This window comes from Paenibacillus sp. MDMC362, assembly GCF_003269305.1.
Lineage (GTDB): Bacteria > Bacillota > Bacilli > Paenibacillales > Paenibacillaceae > Paenibacillus_AQ.
On sequence record NZ_QLYT01000014.1, the window covers coordinates 213,708 to 232,701 of the forward strand.

Sequence of the window (18,994 nt, forward strand, 5' to 3'; positions counted from 1 at the left end):
TATATGTACAAAAAAAGCCCAGGGCATCATGCCCCGGGCTTTTCAACGTTGTTTATTACAGATCGTAGTACAGGGAGTACTCGTGCGGATGAACGCGGATATTAACCGCCTTGGCTTCGGCACGCTTGAACTCGATGAAGTTCTCGAGGAATTCTTGCGTAAATACGCCGCCTTCTGTCAAGAATTCATAGTCTGCTTGAAGTGCATCCAAAGCTTCATCCAGGGAACCCGGTACGCTGCGAATTTCTTTCTTCTCGGCGTCAGACAATTCATAGATGTTTTTATCGAATGGTCCATATCCGAGTGCGGTTGGATCGATTTTGCGCTTGATACCGTCCAAGCCAGCCATCAGCATAGCGGAGAATGCAAGGTAAGGGTTCGCCGTGGAATCCGGTGTACGGAACTCGATGCGGCAGCCTTTAGGCGTTACGGCCGCAACCGGAATCCGCACTGCGGCAGAACGGTTGCCCTTCGAGAATACGAGGTTAACCGGTGCTTCATAGCCTGGTACCAGACGTTTGAAGGAGTTGGTGCTCGGATTCGTCAGAGCGATCAATGCAGGCGCATGGTACAAAATACCGCCGATATAGTGGATGGCTGTTTCGCTCAGGTTCGCATAAGCGCCTTTCTCGTAGAACAACGGGGTGTCGCCATCGAAAATGGATTGGTGAACGTGCATGCCGCTTCCGTTATCCCCGAACAATGGCTTCGGCATGAACGTAGCGGTTTTGCCATATTGGCGCGCTGTGTTATGCACGATATATTTATAGATCAACAAATTGTCAGCTGTTTTCTTCAATGTATCGAAACGGAAGTTGATTTCCGCTTGGCCGGCAGTTGCTACTTCATGGTGGTGACGCTCAACGCGAAGTCCTGCTTCATCAAGCAATCGACACATTTCGCTGCGGATATCTTGCTGCGTATCCACTGGCGCTACAGGAACATATCCGCCCTTAACGCCAACTTTGAAGCCAAGGTTGCCGCCTTCTTCCTTACGGTTCGTATTCCAATGCGCTTCCTCGGAGTCTACGAAATAGCTGGAGCTGTTCATGGAGCTTTCATAGCGAACTTCATCAAACAGGAAGAACTCGGATTCCGGTGCAAAGAATGCCGCTGTTCCGATACCGGCCTCTTGAAGGTATTGCTCGGCACGAGCTGCGATACCGCGCGGGTCACGCTCGTAAGCATCCCCTTCCGGAGTGTAGATGTTGCTCATAATGTTAAGCGTAGGATGTGCTGTAAATGGATCGATATAGCAAGACTCAGGATCAGGCATCATAACCATATCCGATTCTTCAATGCCGCGGAATCCTGGAATAGAAGATCCATCAAACGCTACCCCGTTCACGAATGTTTCTTCGTCTACTTCTGAAGCCGGCAAGCTAATATGATGAACCCGTCCCGACAAGTCTACAAAACGAAAATCGACCCACTCAATATTATTCTCTTTAATGGTTTGCAATACTTTCTCTACCGACATGTCTCTTCCTCCCAATTTCCGAACATTAAGACTTAAACAGCTTAACAATGTTCATAATCTTTCGATTTCTTTTCGTCATTATATGCCGGGAGATAACCTGACGTCAATACCTATGTAAGGTATTTTTGAAAACAATGTTAACTTATATGACATGATAAACCAGTTAATGTAAACTCAGAAAAAAGACACCTGCTAGCCTAATGCAGGTGTCTTCTCAATTAAATTTAAGGAAATGGTGAACCTTGACTAGGTTCTTAACGCGATCCCCGTGATTGCAACATCCCTAATCAAATGCTATACGCGCGCAAATTCAGAAGCAGGCGCTTTGGCAGTCGCAAAGCTTTTGCCTACCAATGGGGCCAGCTGTTCCAAGTCTTTTAGCAGTGCAGCGAATTGATCCGGGAACAGGGACTGAACCCCGTCACCTGTCATGGAATTATCCGGATCTGTATGCATCTCAATAATAAGGCCGTCTGCCCCCGCCGCCACGGATGCCTTGGACATCGGTTCCACAAGCTCGCGTCTTCCCGTTCCATGACTCGGATCAGAGATGACCGGAAGATGACTCAACCCTTGTAAAACAGGAATGGCAGATAAATCCAGCGTATTGCGGGTGTAAGTTTCGAATGTTCGGATTCCGCGCTCACAGAGCATGACATTCGGATTGCCGCCGGCAAGAATGTATTCCGCTGCATTCAGGAATTCATCATAGGTTGCACTGAAACCTCTTTTCAGCAGAATCGGCTTGCCACAGGTGCCCAGTTTCCGAAGCAGATCGAAATTTTGCATATTGCGGGTGCCCACTTGCAGGATATCGGCGTACTCCGCACAAATATCTACGTATTCTGGCGTCATAACCTCCGTAATCGTCAACAGGCCGTGTTTTTGCCCGGCTTCCGCCATCATGATCAAACCCTCGACGCCAACGCCCTGGAAGCTGTACGGACCCGTTCGAGGCTTAAACGCGCCACCTCTAAGCACTTGTCCGCCTGCCGCCTTAACCAGCTGTGCAATCTCGTCAATCTGCTGCGCCGATTCCACGGCGCATGGACCACCCATAACGACCAGATTGCCGCCGCCAATCTTGGTGCCTTTAATATCGATAACGGTTTCATCCGGATGGAAATCACGACTCGCAAGCTTGTAGGACTTGGAGATTTTAACGACATTCTCTACGCCCTTCATTTGGCGAAGATGCTCCGCAAGCTTCGGGTTTACGCTGCCGATCAGCCCGATTACGGTACGATCCGCCCCCTTGGATACATGAGCCTGGAGTCCTTCCTTCTCAATCTCGCTTACAATATGCTGAACTTGTTCCTCTGATATTTGATTGGACGTAATAACGATCATAATAAAACCTTCTTTCTGAATATATTCCATTTTATTGTTTGATAGTCGCTTTCGTGCTTGTTCGCTTTTAAGCTTTTATGCTTTTAATCGATAAAGTAAATATACAGAAAATATCTCCCCTCGTCAAGCCCATTATTCCAGCCCGGACGATCGGGAGATAAAGACCACCTGTTACATCCATGTTTTGCTGCGTCCTTCCGCTACCGTTCGCTTTACGAGGGGTATCACAATTCTTGCCGTTGTCCCAATACCGGCACGGCTGAATAACGTAACCCCGTATTCGCTGCCATAGTGAAGTTTGATTCGTTGATCCACATTCCGAATGCCGTATCCGGCATTGGTTAGATCCTGCCCGCCTGTATTGTCCAGAACTCTGCCGGGCGGGAACCCGACGCCATTATCGATAATTTTAAATTCCAGAACATCTTCCAGCACTCTGGCCGTAATTCGAACATGTACATAATCCCCGGTCCAGGCATGCTCCAGCACATTCTCGATAAACGGCTGCAAGATCAATTTCACGGTTTCATACCGGACCACTTCCGGCTCAAAATCATAAGTAACCTGCATTCGTTGGTCGTATTTAATCTTTTGAATATCGACATATGCCTGGGCCTGTTCCAATTCATTCTTCACGGATATGATATTCCGGCCATCATTAAGAGACAGGCGATAAAACTTCGCTAAGTCCATCACCATGCGCTGCAGTTTATCCAGCATCCCAAACCGCGCCAGACGGCTGATGGAGGATAGGGTGTTATATAGGAAATGCGGATTAATCTGCGCATGCAGCGATTCCAGTTCCGCTTCTTTTTTCTGTAAGTCGGCCAAATACACCTCATTAATCAGCTTTCCGATATTGCTGCCCATATCATTCAGAGCAGAAGAAATATGCGTAAATTCATCATTTCCCTTAAAGGACACCCGCTTGTGGAATTCTCCTTCCTGGAATGAGTCCAGCACCGATACGATTTTGGATACCCGGCGGCTGAAATATCTGGAGACCACAATGCTGACCACAAAGAAAATAGCGATACATATCAGACAGATCAGATAAGTTAAATTACGAATCTTTACCGTATCTTTCTCCACGATTTGAGCAGGGACAACCGCAATCAAATCCCAACCCAGCTGGGGAATTGGCTTCCGAATAAGCAGATCCCCGTTCTTGCGAAGCTCTTTCTCTTTGAAGACGGTTGTCTGTTTACCGCCCGAAGACAGCACCACCCGCCCTTGAGAATCCGCTAAGTATAAAGCCGTTCCGTCACCGATCTTGTTGTAATCCATGCTTTCGAACAGGTCTGTCATACTGACGTTAATCCGCATGAATCCGATCTCATGCGGTTTAATGGTCGAACTGATATCCACCAACCGCCGCAGCAAAGAAATGCGTCCGTTCCTCACATCGTCCTCAATCTGTTTCCACTGCAGAGTTACGCCATAATTCTCTTCCTTTGGATACAATTTATACCAAGACCGTTCCTCTAGCCTGTCATATTGATAAATATCAAACAGACGTTTGTTGGAGTCCAGCGGATCTGAATACGTATAACTGTCATAAATCTCCCTAAGGTCGTCATTGCGCAGGTAGATCGATAACCAGATCCTTCGATTCGCCGTGCTTACGGCAGTCTCCAGCTTCGGAATCAGTACGTTAATCGTGGTGTCGTAGCTTATCCAAGCGCTTTCAGTAAAACGCAGGCGGCTGTTAAAGGTCGTATCAAAATAAAGCATGTCCGATATCCGGATCATGTCTTCCATCTTATACGATATGTTCTCGCTCATCTGATGCAGCGTGCCTTGAATATTGTTATACGTCTGCTCGCGAGTGGACTTCACGAAGACCTGATTCGCAATCTGGCCGACAAGCAGCACCGGTATAATGATAAACACGCAGTACGAAATCATTAATTTGTATCCGAAAGGTATCTTAACCCGTATTCGCTCGAATTTCCCCGCCATAACCCGTATGACCCCACATCTAATCTGATTTTTGCCAATTATGAGTGCTTTCGCCGGTATTCCAGAGGTGTCATTCCATACATTTCCTTAAACTGCCTGCTGAAATAAGGCAGGTACTGATACCCTGTCTGTGACGCAATTTCGTATATTTTGAGCTTGGTCGTCTTGAGCAGATCCCTGGCGCGCTCCATGCGAAGCTTGATCACATAATCACTAAAGTTGTGCCCGGTTTCTTCCTTGAAGAGCACCCCGAGATAATTCGGTGAAAAAGAAAACCGGTTCGCCATATCCCGCAGCGTAATATTCTCGTGCATGCGCGCCTGAATGTTCTCTATAATCTCTTCGACCAGCCTGCCATTTTTGGTTGATTTGCGGTTCTTGAGCATTTCCGAAATCTCCATTGCCTTCATGCGAAGCCATGAGAAAATATCATCCATCGTTTCGAAATGAAGCAGAATGTCCAGATTTTTGAGCTCCAGCCCTGCCATACGGTATAACTCCTCGTTCATCGTCTGCAGATGTCCTTCCAGCTTCACCATGATATATACCGCCAAATTGCGTATGGTGAACTTGGATCTGATGCTGGATGCAAGCAGTTGAATCGCTTCCAGTTCGTCATAGATACGAACGATATCATAATCCGTCATGGCCGTAAATAAGGCATCCAGACGGATATCGAGGCTTTTTACGTCTTCCCGGTCCTCGGTGGGGACCTCGCTGTACAAAATCCATTTGCCCTTGCCCCGGAACATCTTATAGTCCAGCGCGGCCAAAGCCTCCGTGTACGATGTGTGAAGCTCCTCCAGCTGGTGGACAGCCCTGCCTTCCCCGACCGTCATGGAATAGTTATATTCCCGCTTTAATTCCTCTAGCAAGGCTTGAATCTCCTCTTTGCCCCTGCCCCCGTTAAGCAGTACGGCCGTCCGCTGATCCGTTACCTTGCATATATATTCAAAGCCGTTCTGTTCGAGCAGTTTATGAAGTTTCGAGAAATACTCCTCCATGGCACTGAGCTTTTCCTCGGTATCGAGCGAGCTGCTTCGCCAGGTGCTTACATTATCAAGCTCCAATAAAATGACGCAGACCGGCCAATGAAGCTCCGTCAGCCGGTACTCCCGCTTAATAATATCCAAGATGGCTCCGTCATAGGGCCTCTGAAGGATTTGCAAGAGGTACTGATTTTTGAGGATGGGGATCATCTGCTGATAAGCTTCCTCCGTCTCCTTGCGTTCATGAAGGCGATCCAGTTCAAGCCTCACCTTCGTTAATGCATCGATCAGTTCCTGATCCTCCATCGGTTTCAATACGTAACTGCATGCGTTCAAAGCAATCGCCTGCTTCACGTAACCAAAGTCCTGGTAACCGCTTACGAAGATAATCCGGAGCTCCTCCTGCAATTCCAGTGCCCGCTGAGCAAGCTCAAGCCCGGTCATATTCGGCATGCGAACATCGGTAACAAGGATGTCGATCTTCTCCCTTTCGAGCACCTCACAGGCAGAAAAGCCATTATTGACCGAATCGATCACTTTCATTCCGAGACCTTCCCATGGAATAAAGCTCTTCATGCCCTCTAGGTCCAGTATTTCGTCGTCTGCCAGCAGCACTTTATACACGGGTATCATCTCCCCCACAAATTCCGATAAGGGTATACTGCATGAGCAGCATACCCTTCTTGGTTTAAGCAAAGATTCTTATCTTATTGGCCTTTCATTTTTGCAACGTTTTCTTGCCATTTCGTTGTTTTGAATGCAAGAAGTTTATCGTATCCTGCAGATTGGGCATCGGCTTCAGCCTTATCGAGGATTGCCAATACTTCGGCATCATCCTTCGCATACAGGGCTTTCGCTCTCGATTCCGTAAAGATATCTTCTACACGTTGACGGATAATTCCTTCCTCGCTGTCCGGAGCCGGATCGAGGTTAATGTATTCCGTAGCATTGGCTTGCGTTTTCCAAGTTACTTCATACTGCCAGCGAGTGGACCAGTTACGCTGCTCTTCTGGTAATGTGCTTTCGTATTTCGCTTTTGCTGTATCAACAAACACGGTATTACCGTTCCAGTGAAGATTCGTTGTGATCGCTTGCAGCTTGCCAAGACCGGCAGCATCCGTTACATACTTCTCGGTAAACTTCGGTGTCACGCCATCCTCTTCAAATCCGTCCCAATATCCTCCTGGAGGCCCCCACATGAGAACGCTTTGACCTTCAGGACCTGTGTACCAATCCAAGAATGCGAAGATCGCTTCAGGATCTTTTGCGGATTTCGTAATTACGCTGACGTTCCAACCCAATTGCGTATAAGTACCAGGGAAGATCTTGTTCTTGTCCAGACCTTCCTTGTGAATCGGCCAGATCATGAAGTAGCCGCCATCCGGATCTTTTGCTGCCAATTCAGCATGCGCGTTCATCGCATTTTCCGTCGGGCTTGAAGCTGCGTATACCGCAACGCGTCCGGTGTTCACTTTTTCTTTTACTTGGTCAGCCGTTTGCGTCATGGCATCCTGAGAAATTAATTTCTCGCGGAACAGTTTTGCAGAATATTGCATCGATTCGCGGAAGATCGGATCCGTGAAGATCGAAGTCAGCTTATCGCCGTTAGGTACGCCGCGGATGCTGATCCAACGTGTCAGCGCATTTTCTGCAAATGCAGAGTACAGCACTTCAATACCTTGACCTTGTACGTGCGGCTCATAAGGAACCACTTGATCGCCGTATTTCGCTTTAACTGCTTTTAAGTATTCATACAAATCATCGGTCGTTTCCAGTTTAGGCTCGCCAAGCTCTTTGTAGATCTTCTTGTTCACAACATAACCTGCATTGCCGTTCGGTTGGTTCGTGTACCAGTTCGGGAACTGATACAGCTTGCCGTCCGGAGAGCGGAGCATGTTCAGACCTTCGTCGCCCATCCACTTTTTCAGGTTAGGATATTTATCAAGATACTCATCGAAAGGTACAAGCATATCGGCTTGACGCAACTTCTCTACGTCCGGACCACGGTCCATCCACATCACATCCGGAAGCTCCGTCGATGCGATCATGGTATTGAATTTTTGCTGTGCGTTACCTTGCGAATGGATCGCGTTTACGGTTACTTTCTTATTCTCTTTAATCCATTTCGAAGATTCGTCTTGTCCCCATGGCGGCATCGTGTACTCGTTATAATGGCCGTAGAAACTGAACTCAAGCGGCGTTTCGCCAAGCACAAACTTGTCGGATGCCTCCGTTGGAGGCGTGCTGGTTCCGCCTTCGCCTGCAGGTTCAGGGTTAGCAGTCTTGGTTCCGCCGCCACCGCCGCATGCAGAAAGCATCAGCGCTGCCGCAAGCAAAGCCGTCATGGACGTGGTCAGCGATTTCTTTCTCAACCTCATTCTCTAATTTCCCCTTTCGCTTTTACACTTGATATTTATGTCTAAAGCTTATCGCTTCAAACAACACCTATTGTTTCCCCTACTCTTTCAGGGAGCCTACCAGAACACCTTTAACGAAGTGTTTCTGTACGAATGGATACACCATAATAATCGGAAGCGTTGCCACCATCATGGTTGCCATGGACAACGACTTGGATGTTACGCTCTGCATCCGGGAGAGAACCGCCTGCGAAGCCGAATCAAGGTTGCTCATCTGTTCAGACATAATATTGGAGTTCAATATTTGGCGAAGCATGGTCTGAATGGGGAGCAAATTCTCGTTATTGATGTAAATACTCGGCAAGAACCATTCATTCCAGTGGGAGACCGCTGTAAACAACGATAATGTTGCGATGACCGGACCGGACAGCGGAAGGATGATCTTAAAGAAAATGCCCCAGTTGCCGCAGCCGTCGATTTTGGCGGATTCTTCAAGACCGCTCGGAAGCCCGTTGAAGAACGTCCGGAAGATGATCATATTCCATACACTTACCAAACCGGGAATAATGAACACCCAGAAAGAATCCATCAAGCCCAAACCGCGAACGAGCATGAAAGTCGGAATCAAGCCGCCGCCGAAATACATCGTAACGATACACATAATCATGTAATATTTACGGCCAATGAGTTCCCTCTTGGTCATCCCGTAAGCGAAGATGGAGGTTACTAGTATGGAGGAAATGGTTCCAATCACGGTACGAAGCACCGAAATCTTGAATCCATTCAGCAGCCGGTTATCCTGAAACACGATTCCGTAATTCTCCAGCGTAAAATCACGTGGCCAGAAGGTAACGCCTCCCATTGCCGTATCTGAACCAGAGTTAAATGAAATGACAAGTCCGTTCCAAAACGGATAAAACGTTACAAAGGCCAAGAATGCCAAGAAGATATAAATGATGACCATCATCACTTTGTCACCAAATGCTAGACGTACCACAGTTACCCGCTCCCTTCCTCAACATGATCTCTTACCATAAGCTGTTCCCTGATTTGCGTGCAATCAAGTTGGCAATCGTCAGAAGCATGACGCTGATCACCGCTTTAAACAAGCCTACGGCCGTTGCATATGAGAATCGGGAGTTTTCGATACCTATTCGATAGACATATGTGTCGATAACATCGGATACCTCTCGCAATACCGGGTTCTTAGCCAAGAGCAAGATATCTTCGAAGCCTGCCGTCAGCAAGTTACCAATGGCAAGAATCATGAAAATAACGACGACCGGCATAATCGATGGAAGCGTGATCGTAAAGATCTGCCTGAATTTACTTGCGCCATCCATGTCAGCCGCTTCATACATGTGCGGGTCAACCCCGGCAACGGCTGCCAAGTAAACGATGGAGGAGAATCCGATCTCTTTCCATACCCCTGTCGTGACGAGAATCCCCCAGAAATATTCCGGCAGCGACAGGAAGTTAATCGGCTCTTCGATTAAATTGAGCTTCTGAAGCAAAATGTTCACACTGCCGTTATCCGTTGACAAGAGCGAAATCGCAAAACCCGAAACGATAACCCAAGACAGAAAGTGCGGCAGATAACTGACGGTTTGCACCAGTCTCTTGAAGAACATATGCCGAACCTCATTCAGCATGAGCGCCAGCAGAATCGGCGCTGGGAAACCGATTAGAAACTTGAGCAAACTGATGATAATCGTGTTTCTCATGACCGTCATAAATTCCGGTGATTCAAAAAACATTTCGAAATGCTTGAATCCCGCCCAGGGGCTCTCGCCCATCCCCTTAAAAATGTTGAAATCCTGGAAAGCCATTAAAATACCGTACATCGGTATGTAGCTAAACACAAATACAAGAGCCAGTGCAGGAAGCACCATTAATTGAATATCCCATTGTTTAGCAAAGCGAATGAATAAGCTGTCCTTTTTCCGTTTTGGAACAGGTTCCTGTTCTACGGATATTTGTGCCATCTTCAACCCCCCGTGTGTTCTATGCCATGAAGTTTACCTGATGTCTAACATTGTAGAATAAATGATCTCATATAAACATTTGCCTATTCAACGAAAAATGATATTATTCAATTGAAAATTAAAACGCTTACACCTTATGGGATATTTTCGGGATTATGATAGTTTAAAAAATGATCCTTAACCGGCCAGATGTCTAACTATCACCTTTCCGATCTCTGATCTGGGACATAGAAAATCCCCTCAGGTCCATAGTGTCAAGTTCATTTCACATGAACTGTTGTTCCACCATTCACCGCAAGGGGAGCCTATCAATCTATGTATAAATATTATAAGGACACACCTATATCAACAAAAATACAACGGTGCGATTGATCGCAACCGTTGTATTAAAATTCTTATGACTTGCTTTTCACCCGTACAGGCGGAAGCAATTTATTCATATTCACCGTACGCTTGATCTCCCAGGTTTCCGGCTGATCATGTTCATACTGTTCCAAATAGGCGATGACTTCCTTGGTAATCGGAGTCGGTGTTGATGCCCCTGATGTCACAGCCACTTTGCCTACGCCTTCAAGCCATTCGCGTTTAAGCTCCGTCACATCGCCAATGCGGTGAGCCGGTACGCCGGCTATCTCTTCGGATACCTGTGCAAGACGGTTTGAGTTATTGCTGCGCGGATCGCCGACCACGATGACCAAATCCGCCTGGCCCGCTTGCTCGGCTACAGCCTCCTGCCGAACTTGTGTTGCAAGGCAGATTTCATTATGAATCTCCGCCCCCGGAAATTTATCGAGCAGACTCTTCATGATATGCTTGATGTCCCATTGACTCATCGTCGTCTGGTTCGTAATGATGATTCGGGACGATTTGACCTGAAGCTGTTCGATCTCTTCTTCCTTCTCGATCAGATGCACGTGATCCGGTGCAATCCCGATCGCGCCTTCCGGTTCGGGATGTCCCTTCTTCCCGATATAAATGATCTCATACCCGTCCGCTGCCTTCTCCCGGATCAAATCATGGGTTTTCGTAACATCCGGACATGTTGCGTCGAGCGTGGTTAAACCTTTATCTCGCGCAAGCTTGCGTACTTCGGGAGAGACCCCGTGTGCGGTAAATATGACGGTGCCGCTCTCCACCTGGCTCAGGATTTCCATCCGGTTCGGACCGTCCAGGGTAATGATGCCTTCATCCTCAAAGGATTGCGTGACATGACTGTTATGCACAATCATGCCCAATATATAAATAGGCCGAGGAAGATCCAGATTCTGGGCCGCCTGACGTGCCAAGACCATAGCGTCAACGACACCGTAACAGTAACCTCTCGGTGATATTTTCAAGACTTCGATGATCCTCACCTGCTTTCCGTTGTCATACATAAAGTATCCAGTCTATTATAACCTATTCCAGCGGAGGAGCAAAGACGACGGGCAGCCAGACGATAAAGGTGCTGCCTTCCCCTCTTCGGGTAACAACCTCGACAGAGCCCTTGTGCTCATCAATAATCCATTTGGCGATGGATAAGCCAAGACCGGTCCCGCTCGTGATGCCTCTGGACTGATCCGCGCGATAGAAACGCTCGAATATAAACGGAACCTCATCCTTATCCATGCCGATCCCCGTATCCGAAATTCGCAGCCCGACCTGACCCTTGTACAGGACGACATCCAGGCTGACTTCACCCTCCGGCGTATACTTGAACGCATTCTCGATAAAGATGAACAGCATCTGCTGCAAGTAGTCCTTATTTCCTTCGACATAAACGCCGTTCAGGACAGACAGCTCTCCGACATGCCACTCAGCGGTTTTATCAAGGAAATGAGCGCGCCGTGCGACCTCTTCAACCAAAGGCTGCAGAGGAACCGGATTCAGTTCAAAGGTCTGGCCGGTATCGGCTCGCGCCAGAGATAACATATCGTTCACCAGCCGGCTCATCCGCTTCGCTTCATCGGATATATCTCCTACCGCTTCGACCGAAATTTGCTTGATGGTTTCTTCGTCTATATTCGCTCTCTCGCCGGGAGCTTCCGTCCACATCTTCTGGAGGAGATCCACATTCCCCCGGATGGTGGTCAGCGGCGTTCGGAGTTCATGGGAAGCATCCGATACAAACCGGCGCTGTGCCGCATAGGCATCTTCAAGCTCTTTGTAAAAACCCTCCGTCCTCTCAAGCATCCCGTTAAACGTACCGATTAACTGACCGATCTCGTCCTCTGGCCCATCGTATTCGATTCGTACGCTGAGGTCCGTTCCCTTCTGGATCTGCTCCGCCGCCTCCGTGACCTTACCGATCGGTTTCATGGATTTCCGGGCGAGGAACAAACCTAAAGTTGAAGCAATGACTAGGGTTGCTGCGGATCCCATGATGAGGATGGATTGGAGTCGGTCCAAGGTTTGTTCAATGGTTCGCGTGTTTGCTCCGACTTGGAGCCATCCGTAAAGTTTACCCGTCCTTTCTTCAAATACGGGTGCCTCGAATATAAGGAATGAATTACCCTTAACCGTAAACCGCTTAAACTCGTTTTTCCTAGTTTTTAAGGCTCTTTCTACAGTTGGGTTCTCAAACCTCAAGCCGCTAAATTCCATATTTCCCGATCTCCAAACAGCTCCATTATAGAACGTATATAGCTGTACGTATAAGTCAGCTGCTTCCATATTAATAGTGGAAGAACGGTCAGGCAGTAACGATACTGCATCAGACGTCACACCAATTTTGTTGACTTCCTGAACAATCCGCTGTTTTAACTCCTCATACGTATACAAATGGACAAAGCCATACACCGCCGAGCTGAAAATCAGCAGTGTCACGAATAAAATGCCGGTATACCATGCTGTCAGTCTTAACCGAATGGACATGCTAGTTATCTCCTCTTAAAATATAGCCGGCTCCGCGGATCGTCTGGATCAGCCGTTTACCTCCATGTTCCTCGGTCTTTTGCCGGAGCATGGCGATGTAAACCTCCAGCACGTTGGACTCCCCGCTGTAGTCATAGCCCCATATTTTATCCATGATCAAATCGCGGGACAGCACCCGCTTCGGATTTTGCATAAACAGATGCAGCAGCTCAAATTCCTTGGCGGTGAGCTCCAGTCTTTGCCCGCTGCGAATGACTTCCCTTGCATCCGTATCCATCACAAGATCCTCGAAGGTCAGTCGGTGGTTAGAGCTATCATCCCCGGTTTTGCGGCGCAGCAAGGCCCGTACGCGGGCAAGCAGCTCCTCCAGCGCGAAGGGTTTGACTAAGTAATCATCCGCTCCGGTATCGAGTCCCTTGACCCGATTCTCCACCTCATCCTTCGCCGTCAGCATCAGCACCGGTGTCGTGCTTCCGCCTTCCCGGAGTCTGCGCAGCGCTTCAAATCCATCGACCTGAGGCATCATGACATCCAGAACGACAACGTCCGGGTCCTCACTCAAAATTACTTTCAAACCTTCCGCTCCGTTGGATGCGGTCAGGACGTCATAGCCCTCAAACGCAAGTCCCCTGCGCAGCATCGAAATAATCTTCTCATCATCATCTACAATTAATATCCGGGATCGCATAGCGGCATCTCCTCTATCTTCTAGCGTTAAATTTAGTACGACGTTACAATCCCATTATATCGGTCGTCTCAAGGACAAGACAAGCGGAAGGGAACGGTCCCTTCCGCTTGTTGTCACACATATCCAGGGTTACGGTTGTTGCTGCTGTTGGGTTAAATCGAATTGGTTCTTATCGCCGATCGTCAGCGGCAGGTCAATCTTCTTGCCGTTACGAACCACATTCAGCGTAATTTTTTCTCCAACCTTCTTCGATTGTATGAATTCACTCAGATCCTTCGAGGTCGGATATTTCGTTCCATCCACGCCTACAATGATGTCATATTGACGCAGGTCCGCTTCATAAGCCGGCGAACGGAATACGACGCTGTCAACATAAGAGCCTTCCGTTACGTCGGTGCCCAGGGATTGAGCAATTTGCGGAGTGACCGTTCCCAGATTCGCCCCGATAAACGGAACCGGCTCTTTCGGAACTTCCTCATTGTTCTTCAGGTATTCCACAACTTCCTTGATCGTGCTGGACGGAATCGCAAATCCGATCCCTTGCGCTTCCGCGCTGACGGCAACGTTCATCCCGATAACCTCACCCTTCAGATTGAGAAGCGGTCCGCCGGAGTTACCCGGATTAATCGAAGCATCGGTTTGCAGAAGATGCTCATAATTACGATCATCCTCACCATTGGTTCCTTGAATATCGATCTCGCGTTCCTTCGAGCTAAGTACGCCTGCGGTTACCGTATGCTCAAAACCATGCGGGTTACCGATGGCAACAAGCCATTCACCGACCTTCAGCGAGTTGGAGTCGCCTAGCTGCACCGATGGAAAATCGGCCCCTTCGATTTTCAGAACGGCTAAATCGAGCTCATAGCTGGAACCGAGCAGCTTCGCTTCATAAGGCTTTTTGGTACCCTGAACCGTCACTTGGATCACATCTGCGCCATGGATCACATGCTCATTCGTCAAAATGTATCCCGACTTCTCAAAGATGAAACCTGAGCCGATGCCTGAAGGCTGAAGCTGGGATTCCTGACCTCCGTTGTTGCTGCTTCCACCGTTTCCGCCATTTCCTCCTTGGCTCGATTGTCCGCCGCCAAAGAAGTACCAGAACGGATCATTCATGTTCGGATTCGTGTTTTGACGATTGCTGCTGTTTACAAGCGTCTCGATCAGCACGACGGCTGGACTTGCTTGGTCCACCACTGCCGATACATCCCCTTGACCTGATGGAATCATTGCTGATGCGGTAGTAGCTCCGCCGTTATCTCCAACGTTATCCTCGACGTTAGCCGAAGTTTCTTGGGCTGGCTCCGATGAATACGCCGCATCCGGCGTAAACAGGTTCGTGCGGTCCGCGGCAAACATCAGGCTCGAAATGACAAGGACACCAGCCAAAAAGGACAACAGCACCGTCTTCACGGAATTTTTCGGCTTCTGGCTGTAATTCCATTCTTTGTTTCTTTTCATCGAATCCATAGACCCGCCGCCCCCTTGGCTTCCGGAGGAATGTGACTGCGAGAAACCGGAGGATGGAATCGGTTTAACCGGCTGCGGAGCGGTAACCTCCACTTCCTGCGATTCCCGGCTCGGATATGGTCGCTCTGTCTGCTGATCATCGCGTTCATTGGGTATGGACTGAAACGGTCCGTAAGAGTAGTAATAAGACGAATTCTTCGTGGATGCTTCCTCACGTCTCGGTTCTTCATTGTTATTCGACTCATTGTTCATTCCCTCATCATCCGGATACCCGTAGCGCTTTCTTTGGTCGTCCATAGGTCTACCTCCTATTTAAAATCACTTGCTTCCAAGTGGTTTAATTAATTAACTGTTCTTATTGTGTACTATAAACCTTAATAGTACCTTAAAAACAATTAAAAGGCAGATAAAAAGAAAGCCGTACGGCGTCATGGGAATCTGATCCGTATGGAGTCGCTATATTTTGACCCATCCCTTACGATGGGCATAAATCGCCAATTGCGTGCGGTCTTCCAGCTCACACTTCATCAGCAGATTGCTGACGTGAGTTTTAACCGTTTTAATGCTGATATGCAGCTCTTCGCCGATTTCTTTGTTGCTCTTGCCCTCGGCAATGAGCAGCAGCACTTCTTTCTCGCGCTCGGTAAGCCCGGAATCATCGCCGTTCACCATATGTCGGCGGATCCCGCGGGTGAGTGCTTCCGACACGTCTTTGGTCATGACCGGCATGCCCCTGAACGCTCCCTGAAGAGCGTAGATGAGTTCGTCAGCCGAAACGGTTTTCAGTACATAACTGACGGCCCCCGCCTCAATGCACTCAACCACAAGCTCATCCTCAAGGAAGCTGGTCAGAATCACAATCTTCTGATCCGGGAATTCGGACATGACCGCACGCGTGGTCTCTGCCCCGTTCATGACCGGCATCATCAGATCCATAAGAATGAGATCGGGCCGGTCTGCCTCATCTCCATTTCTTAACATATCAACGACCTCTTGGCCGTTAGCTGCCTCTCCGATCACTTCAAATCCCGGATCCAGCGACAAATACGTTTTCAATCCCATACGAACCATATCATGATCATCCGCCAGCAATATCCGAATCGTACCCATAATGATGTTGTCCCCTCTCTACTCCACTGGCTCAGCCAGCTCTTCCTGTTCCTTGCTCTCTTCCGCATCCGGTCCCTGATTGCCCTCTGCCTCAAATAGCGGAATATTTACGCGAACTGTCGTTCCTGCACCCTTTTTGCTTATGATATCGACCTGTCCTCCAAGCTTTTCGGCCCGTTCACGCATCGTGGACAGCCCATATGAGCCCTGCTTGCCTGCCACCTCGTCAAACCCAATCCCGTCGTCGCTGATGCTTAAAATAACGCGTTTCTGATCCTCACGAAGCGACATGCTGACAAGGCTTGCTCCGGCATGTTTCACAATGTTGGCTACGGCCTCCTGGATAATCAGGAACAGCTGGTGCTCAATCGCATCGGATACCCCGCCGTAGAGCTCCACATCCTTCATGCCCTTCAGGCCATTTTGGCGACAGTAATCCGGAAACCACCGTTCGAGTGCCTCCTCCAGGGTTCTTCCTTCCAGTTCAACAGGCCGAAGCTGTGCAATCAGCGCCCGCATCTGCTTCTGTGCCACATGAGACATCTCAATCAACTGACAGAGCACTTTATCGCCGTGCTCCGGATTTCTCTTCAGAACCGCCGGAAGCGAAGAAGCCGACATATGAATCGCGAACAACTGCTGACTGACCGTATCATGCAAATCCCTTGCCATCCGGCGTCGTTCCTCAAGCACCGCGGCCTCCGCGGCGATCTCTTTCTCAATGACATCCTGCTCGCCCAGGCGCTGCAGCAGCTTCATTTTCTTCTCCAGCGCTGCCGTCATTCCGTTAAACTCATCATATACTCTGGCAAAAGAACCGTCTTCCATAGCCGGCAGCCGCACGTTCAGATTTCCTTTGGCAACCTGCAGCATGTTCAGATGCAACAGGTCCAGCGGTCGCTGAATACGCTGTCCCGCGATGTATCCCGCAATCCCCGTAAACAGAAGTACACCGACCGTGTAATACACCCACAGCCGGTTATCCTCAATATGTATGTAGCCGGATTGGTTTGCTGTATACAGGAAAACAGCAACCCCGGCTCCAATCAACAGAAAGTAAAACAGTATCACCCATTTGGTATTTTTCAATATTCCCATCATAACAGTTATCCTACCCTATTCACTTTGACATCACCGATAAATACGCTGACAGTGATTCGAATTTTCTTGCCCGCTTCCCTGTAATGCGGGCTTTCAAGGCCCGCATTGCTCATAAATCCGCTGCGGCTTTCCTCCAACACCTTCATATCGCCAATGAAGGAGTTGGTCGTGACATGAATGCCGACATCCGAATCATTCGGAACGAATACTTTGACATCCCCGATAAACGCCGAGATGTTGATTTTCGTTTCTCCGTAAGGGATTTGAGCCTTGGTCAGATCCAGCACCGTATCACCGATGAACTGGGAGATATTTGTCGGCTTCAGCTGAAAATAATCTTTTCCCATATGCACGTCCCCGATAAAAGAGGACTTGTTCACCGCATCATGGCTGTGCCAAGATTGATGATTATGATGATTATGATGATTATGATGATGGTGGTGCTCATCCTTATAATCCGATCCGTCACCGTAGCTTTTGCGGTTATCGTCAAAATCCACATGAACTCTGAACTTGCTGCGATCCTGAGGCTCCTGGCGCGGGCGCTCCTGCTGCTGTCCCTGCCAGCGGTAACCTTTACCCTGCTCATGAAAATCCGGTGATCCTAGTTCGCGATCGGGCAGGGTATTCTCAGACTTGTCAGCCTTGTCTGGCTTGCCAAATCTCCGTTCGAATTCTTCATCCAGGGAAGAATCCAGCGGACGCGCTTCAGGCGGATCGGGAATGTCGTAATGGTCGCTGCGAGGCGAGCTGAAGTCATCCGGACTTGGCGGTGATGGCGGCGGCGTGTGAGGTTTCGGTTTAAAAATAACCTGCAACCCAAACCCAATCAACATAATCGGAATTGCATACTTGATCAGATCGCCAAATGAGAAGTCAATCAAATTCAGGTTTTTTCCAAGAAAATACGATCCGATAATGATCGGCACGACGGAGCCCCATAGTGCCCCTCCACGGGCATATATTAAGCTCTGCAGCCCGAACCAGATGATGAACACCGGCCAAAAAGTCTTGAATATATAACCAAGATCCACATGTATCATATCGAGCTGATTTAGAAGAAACAACACACCAATACCGATGAGCAGCAAACCGTTGCTAAGCTGGCTCCATCCTTTTCTACTCATGGTCATCCCCTTGCCTTCCAGTTCTATTTTTTCTTAACTACAGTGTACAACATATTGCGATGAACTGGTTAGCGGCGGTGGAATGAAGTTGATCTCGGTCTAGAGACTGAGTCCATGGATAAAAATGGAGAAAGAGCATAATAAAAGACCCCCGCTAAGCGGAGGTCTTATTTTTGCACGAACGGGCGCTGGAATCCATTAACGGTTTGTTGGATGGTCCCCTGGTGTGTTCAGTTCGCCAAACTCAGCATCAAACTTCTCGTTCGGCTTTTTGTAGTTCTCCTGAACTTTGGAGTTCCCTTTTGGATTGCTGGCGATGCTGGTATCTTCAGCAAACTCAGCGTTAAACTTTTCATTCGGTGTTTTAAAGTTCTCTTGAACTTTAGAATTCCCTTTTGGGTTGCTGGCGATGCTGGTATCTTCAGCAAACTCAGCGTTGAACTTTTCATTCGGTGTTTTGTAGTTTTCTTGCACCTTGTTCTTTTTAGCCACAGTATTCACCTCCCTGTTCATATGCAATAC

General features: G+C 48.5%; 15 protein-coding genes. All 15 read right to left on the bottom strand.

Features of this window, described 5'->3' with window-relative positions:
- Positions 1-55 precede the first annotated feature (55 nt).
- Positions 56-1,480: a type I glutamate--ammonia ligase gene (gene glnA / locus DP091_RS06725; RefSeq protein WP_113057606.1), complete on the bottom strand. Its 1,425-nt coding sequence runs from the start codon at positions 1,478-1,480 to the stop codon at positions 56-58.
- Between the two features lie 294 nt (positions 1,481-1,774).
- Positions 1,775-2,830 (bottom strand): 3-deoxy-7-phosphoheptulonate synthase, encoded by a 1,056-nt coding sequence (aroF, locus tag DP091_RS06730; protein WP_113057607.1) that lies wholly within the window; start codon positions 2,828-2,830, stop codon positions 1,775-1,777.
- Between the two features lie 171 nt (positions 2,831-3,001).
- Positions 3,002-4,792, bottom strand: a complete 1,791-nt coding sequence (locus DP091_RS06735; RefSeq protein ID WP_113057608.1) for a sensor histidine kinase — start codon at positions 4,790-4,792, stop codon at positions 3,002-3,004.
- Between the two features lie 38 nt (positions 4,793-4,830).
- The gene (locus DP091_RS06740; RefSeq protein WP_113057609.1) at positions 4,831-6,405 is read right to left on the bottom strand and encodes a helix-turn-helix domain-containing protein; all 1,575 of its coding nucleotides are present in this window, start codon (positions 6,403-6,405) and stop codon (positions 4,831-4,833) included.
- Positions 6,406-6,488: 83 nt separating this feature from the next.
- The gene (locus DP091_RS06745; protein ID WP_113057610.1) at positions 6,489-8,159 is read right to left on the bottom strand and encodes an extracellular solute-binding protein; all 1,671 of its coding nucleotides are present in this window, start codon (positions 8,157-8,159) and stop codon (positions 6,489-6,491) included.
- Positions 8,160-8,238: 79 nt separating this feature from the next.
- Positions 8,239-9,135 carry a carbohydrate ABC transporter permease gene (locus DP091_RS06750; RefSeq protein ID WP_090909086.1) on the bottom strand — a complete coding sequence of 299 codons (897 nt, stop codon included), beginning with the start codon at positions 9,133-9,135 and terminating at the stop codon, positions 8,239-8,241.
- A gap of 31 nt (positions 9,136-9,166) precedes the next feature.
- Complete coding sequence (locus tag DP091_RS06755) at positions 9,167-10,123, bottom strand: ABC transporter permease (RefSeq protein ID WP_113057611.1); 957 nt, start codon at positions 10,121-10,123, stop codon at positions 9,167-9,169.
- Positions 10,124-10,518: 395 nt separating this feature from the next.
- Positions 10,519-11,469 (bottom strand): 4-hydroxy-3-methylbut-2-enyl diphosphate reductase, encoded by a 951-nt coding sequence (locus tag DP091_RS06760; RefSeq protein ID WP_071218136.1) that lies wholly within the window; start codon positions 11,467-11,469, stop codon positions 10,519-10,521.
- Between the two features lie 52 nt (positions 11,470-11,521).
- Entirely contained in the window at positions 11,522-12,976 is a 1,455-nt protein-coding gene (locus tag DP091_RS06765) for a sensor histidine kinase (protein ID WP_113057612.1), read from the bottom strand.
- A gap of 1 nt (position 12,977) precedes the next feature.
- Positions 12,978-13,664, bottom strand: coding sequence for a response regulator transcription factor (locus DP091_RS06770; RefSeq protein ID WP_113057613.1), 687 nt, complete (start codon positions 13,662-13,664; stop codon positions 12,978-12,980).
- A 129-nt stretch (positions 13,665-13,793) separates the two neighbouring features.
- Positions 13,794-15,431: a S1C family serine protease gene (locus DP091_RS06775; RefSeq protein ID WP_113057614.1), complete on the bottom strand. Its 1,638-nt coding sequence runs from the start codon at positions 15,429-15,431 to the stop codon at positions 13,794-13,796.
- A gap of 159 nt (positions 15,432-15,590) precedes the next feature.
- On the bottom strand, positions 15,591-16,244 hold the full coding sequence (locus tag DP091_RS06780) for a response regulator (protein WP_071217857.1): 654 nt from the start codon (positions 16,242-16,244) through the stop codon (positions 15,591-15,593).
- 18 nt (positions 16,245-16,262) lie between these two features.
- Positions 16,263-17,345, bottom strand: coding sequence for a sensor histidine kinase (locus DP091_RS06785; RefSeq protein ID WP_113057615.1), 1,083 nt, complete (start codon positions 17,343-17,345; stop codon positions 16,263-16,265).
- 5 nt (positions 17,346-17,350) lie between these two features.
- Positions 17,351-18,478 carry a cell wall-active antibiotics response protein LiaF gene (gene liaF, locus DP091_RS06790; protein WP_113057616.1) on the bottom strand — a complete coding sequence of 376 codons (1,128 nt, stop codon included), beginning with the start codon at positions 18,476-18,478 and terminating at the stop codon, positions 17,351-17,353.
- Positions 18,479-18,670: 192 nt separating this feature from the next.
- The gene (locus tag DP091_RS06795) at positions 18,671-18,964 is read right to left on the bottom strand and encodes a hypothetical protein (RefSeq protein ID WP_181469741.1); all 294 of its coding nucleotides are present in this window, start codon (positions 18,962-18,964) and stop codon (positions 18,671-18,673) included.
- Positions 18,965-18,994: the final 30 nt, after the last annotated feature.

What these genes read in the sequence shown, in the direction of transcription:
- glnA (WP_113057606.1), bottom strand. Translation starts at nt 1,480, where the DNA reads ATGTCGGTAGAGAAAGTATTGCAAACCATTAAAGAGAATAATATTGAG.
- aroF (WP_113057607.1), bottom strand. Translation starts at nt 2,830, where the DNA reads ATGATCGTTATTACGTCCAATCAAATATCAGAGGAACAAGTTCAGCAT.
- DP091_RS06735 (WP_113057608.1), bottom strand. Translation starts at nt 4,792, where the DNA reads ATGGCGGGGAAATTCGAGCGAATACGGGTTAAGATACCTTTCGGATAC.
- DP091_RS06745 (WP_113057610.1), bottom strand. Translation starts at nt 8,159, where the DNA reads ATGAGGTTGAGAAAGAAATCGCTGACCACGTCCATGACGGCTTTGCTT.
- DP091_RS06755 (WP_113057611.1), bottom strand. Translation starts at nt 10,123, where the DNA reads ATGGCACAAATATCCGTAGAACAGGAACCTGTTCCAAAACGGAAAAAG.
- DP091_RS06765 (WP_113057612.1), bottom strand. Translation starts at nt 12,976, where the DNA reads ATGTCCATTCGGTTAAGACTGACAGCATGGTATACCGGCATTTTATTC.
- DP091_RS06770 (WP_113057613.1), bottom strand. Translation starts at nt 13,664, where the DNA reads ATGCGATCCCGGATATTAATTGTAGATGATGATGAGAAGATTATTTCG.
- DP091_RS06775 (WP_113057614.1), bottom strand. Translation starts at nt 15,431, where the DNA reads ATGGACGACCAAAGAAAGCGCTACGGGTATCCGGATGATGAGGGAATG.
- DP091_RS06780 (WP_071217857.1), bottom strand. Translation starts at nt 16,244, where the DNA reads ATGGGTACGATTCGGATATTGCTGGCGGATGATCATGATATGGTTCGT.
- DP091_RS06785 (WP_113057615.1), bottom strand. Translation starts at nt 17,345, where the DNA reads ATGATGGGAATATTGAAAAATACCAAATGGGTGATACTGTTTTACTTT.
- liaF (WP_113057616.1), bottom strand. Translation starts at nt 18,478, where the DNA reads ATGACCATGAGTAGAAAAGGATGGAGCCAGCTTAGCAACGGTTTGCTG.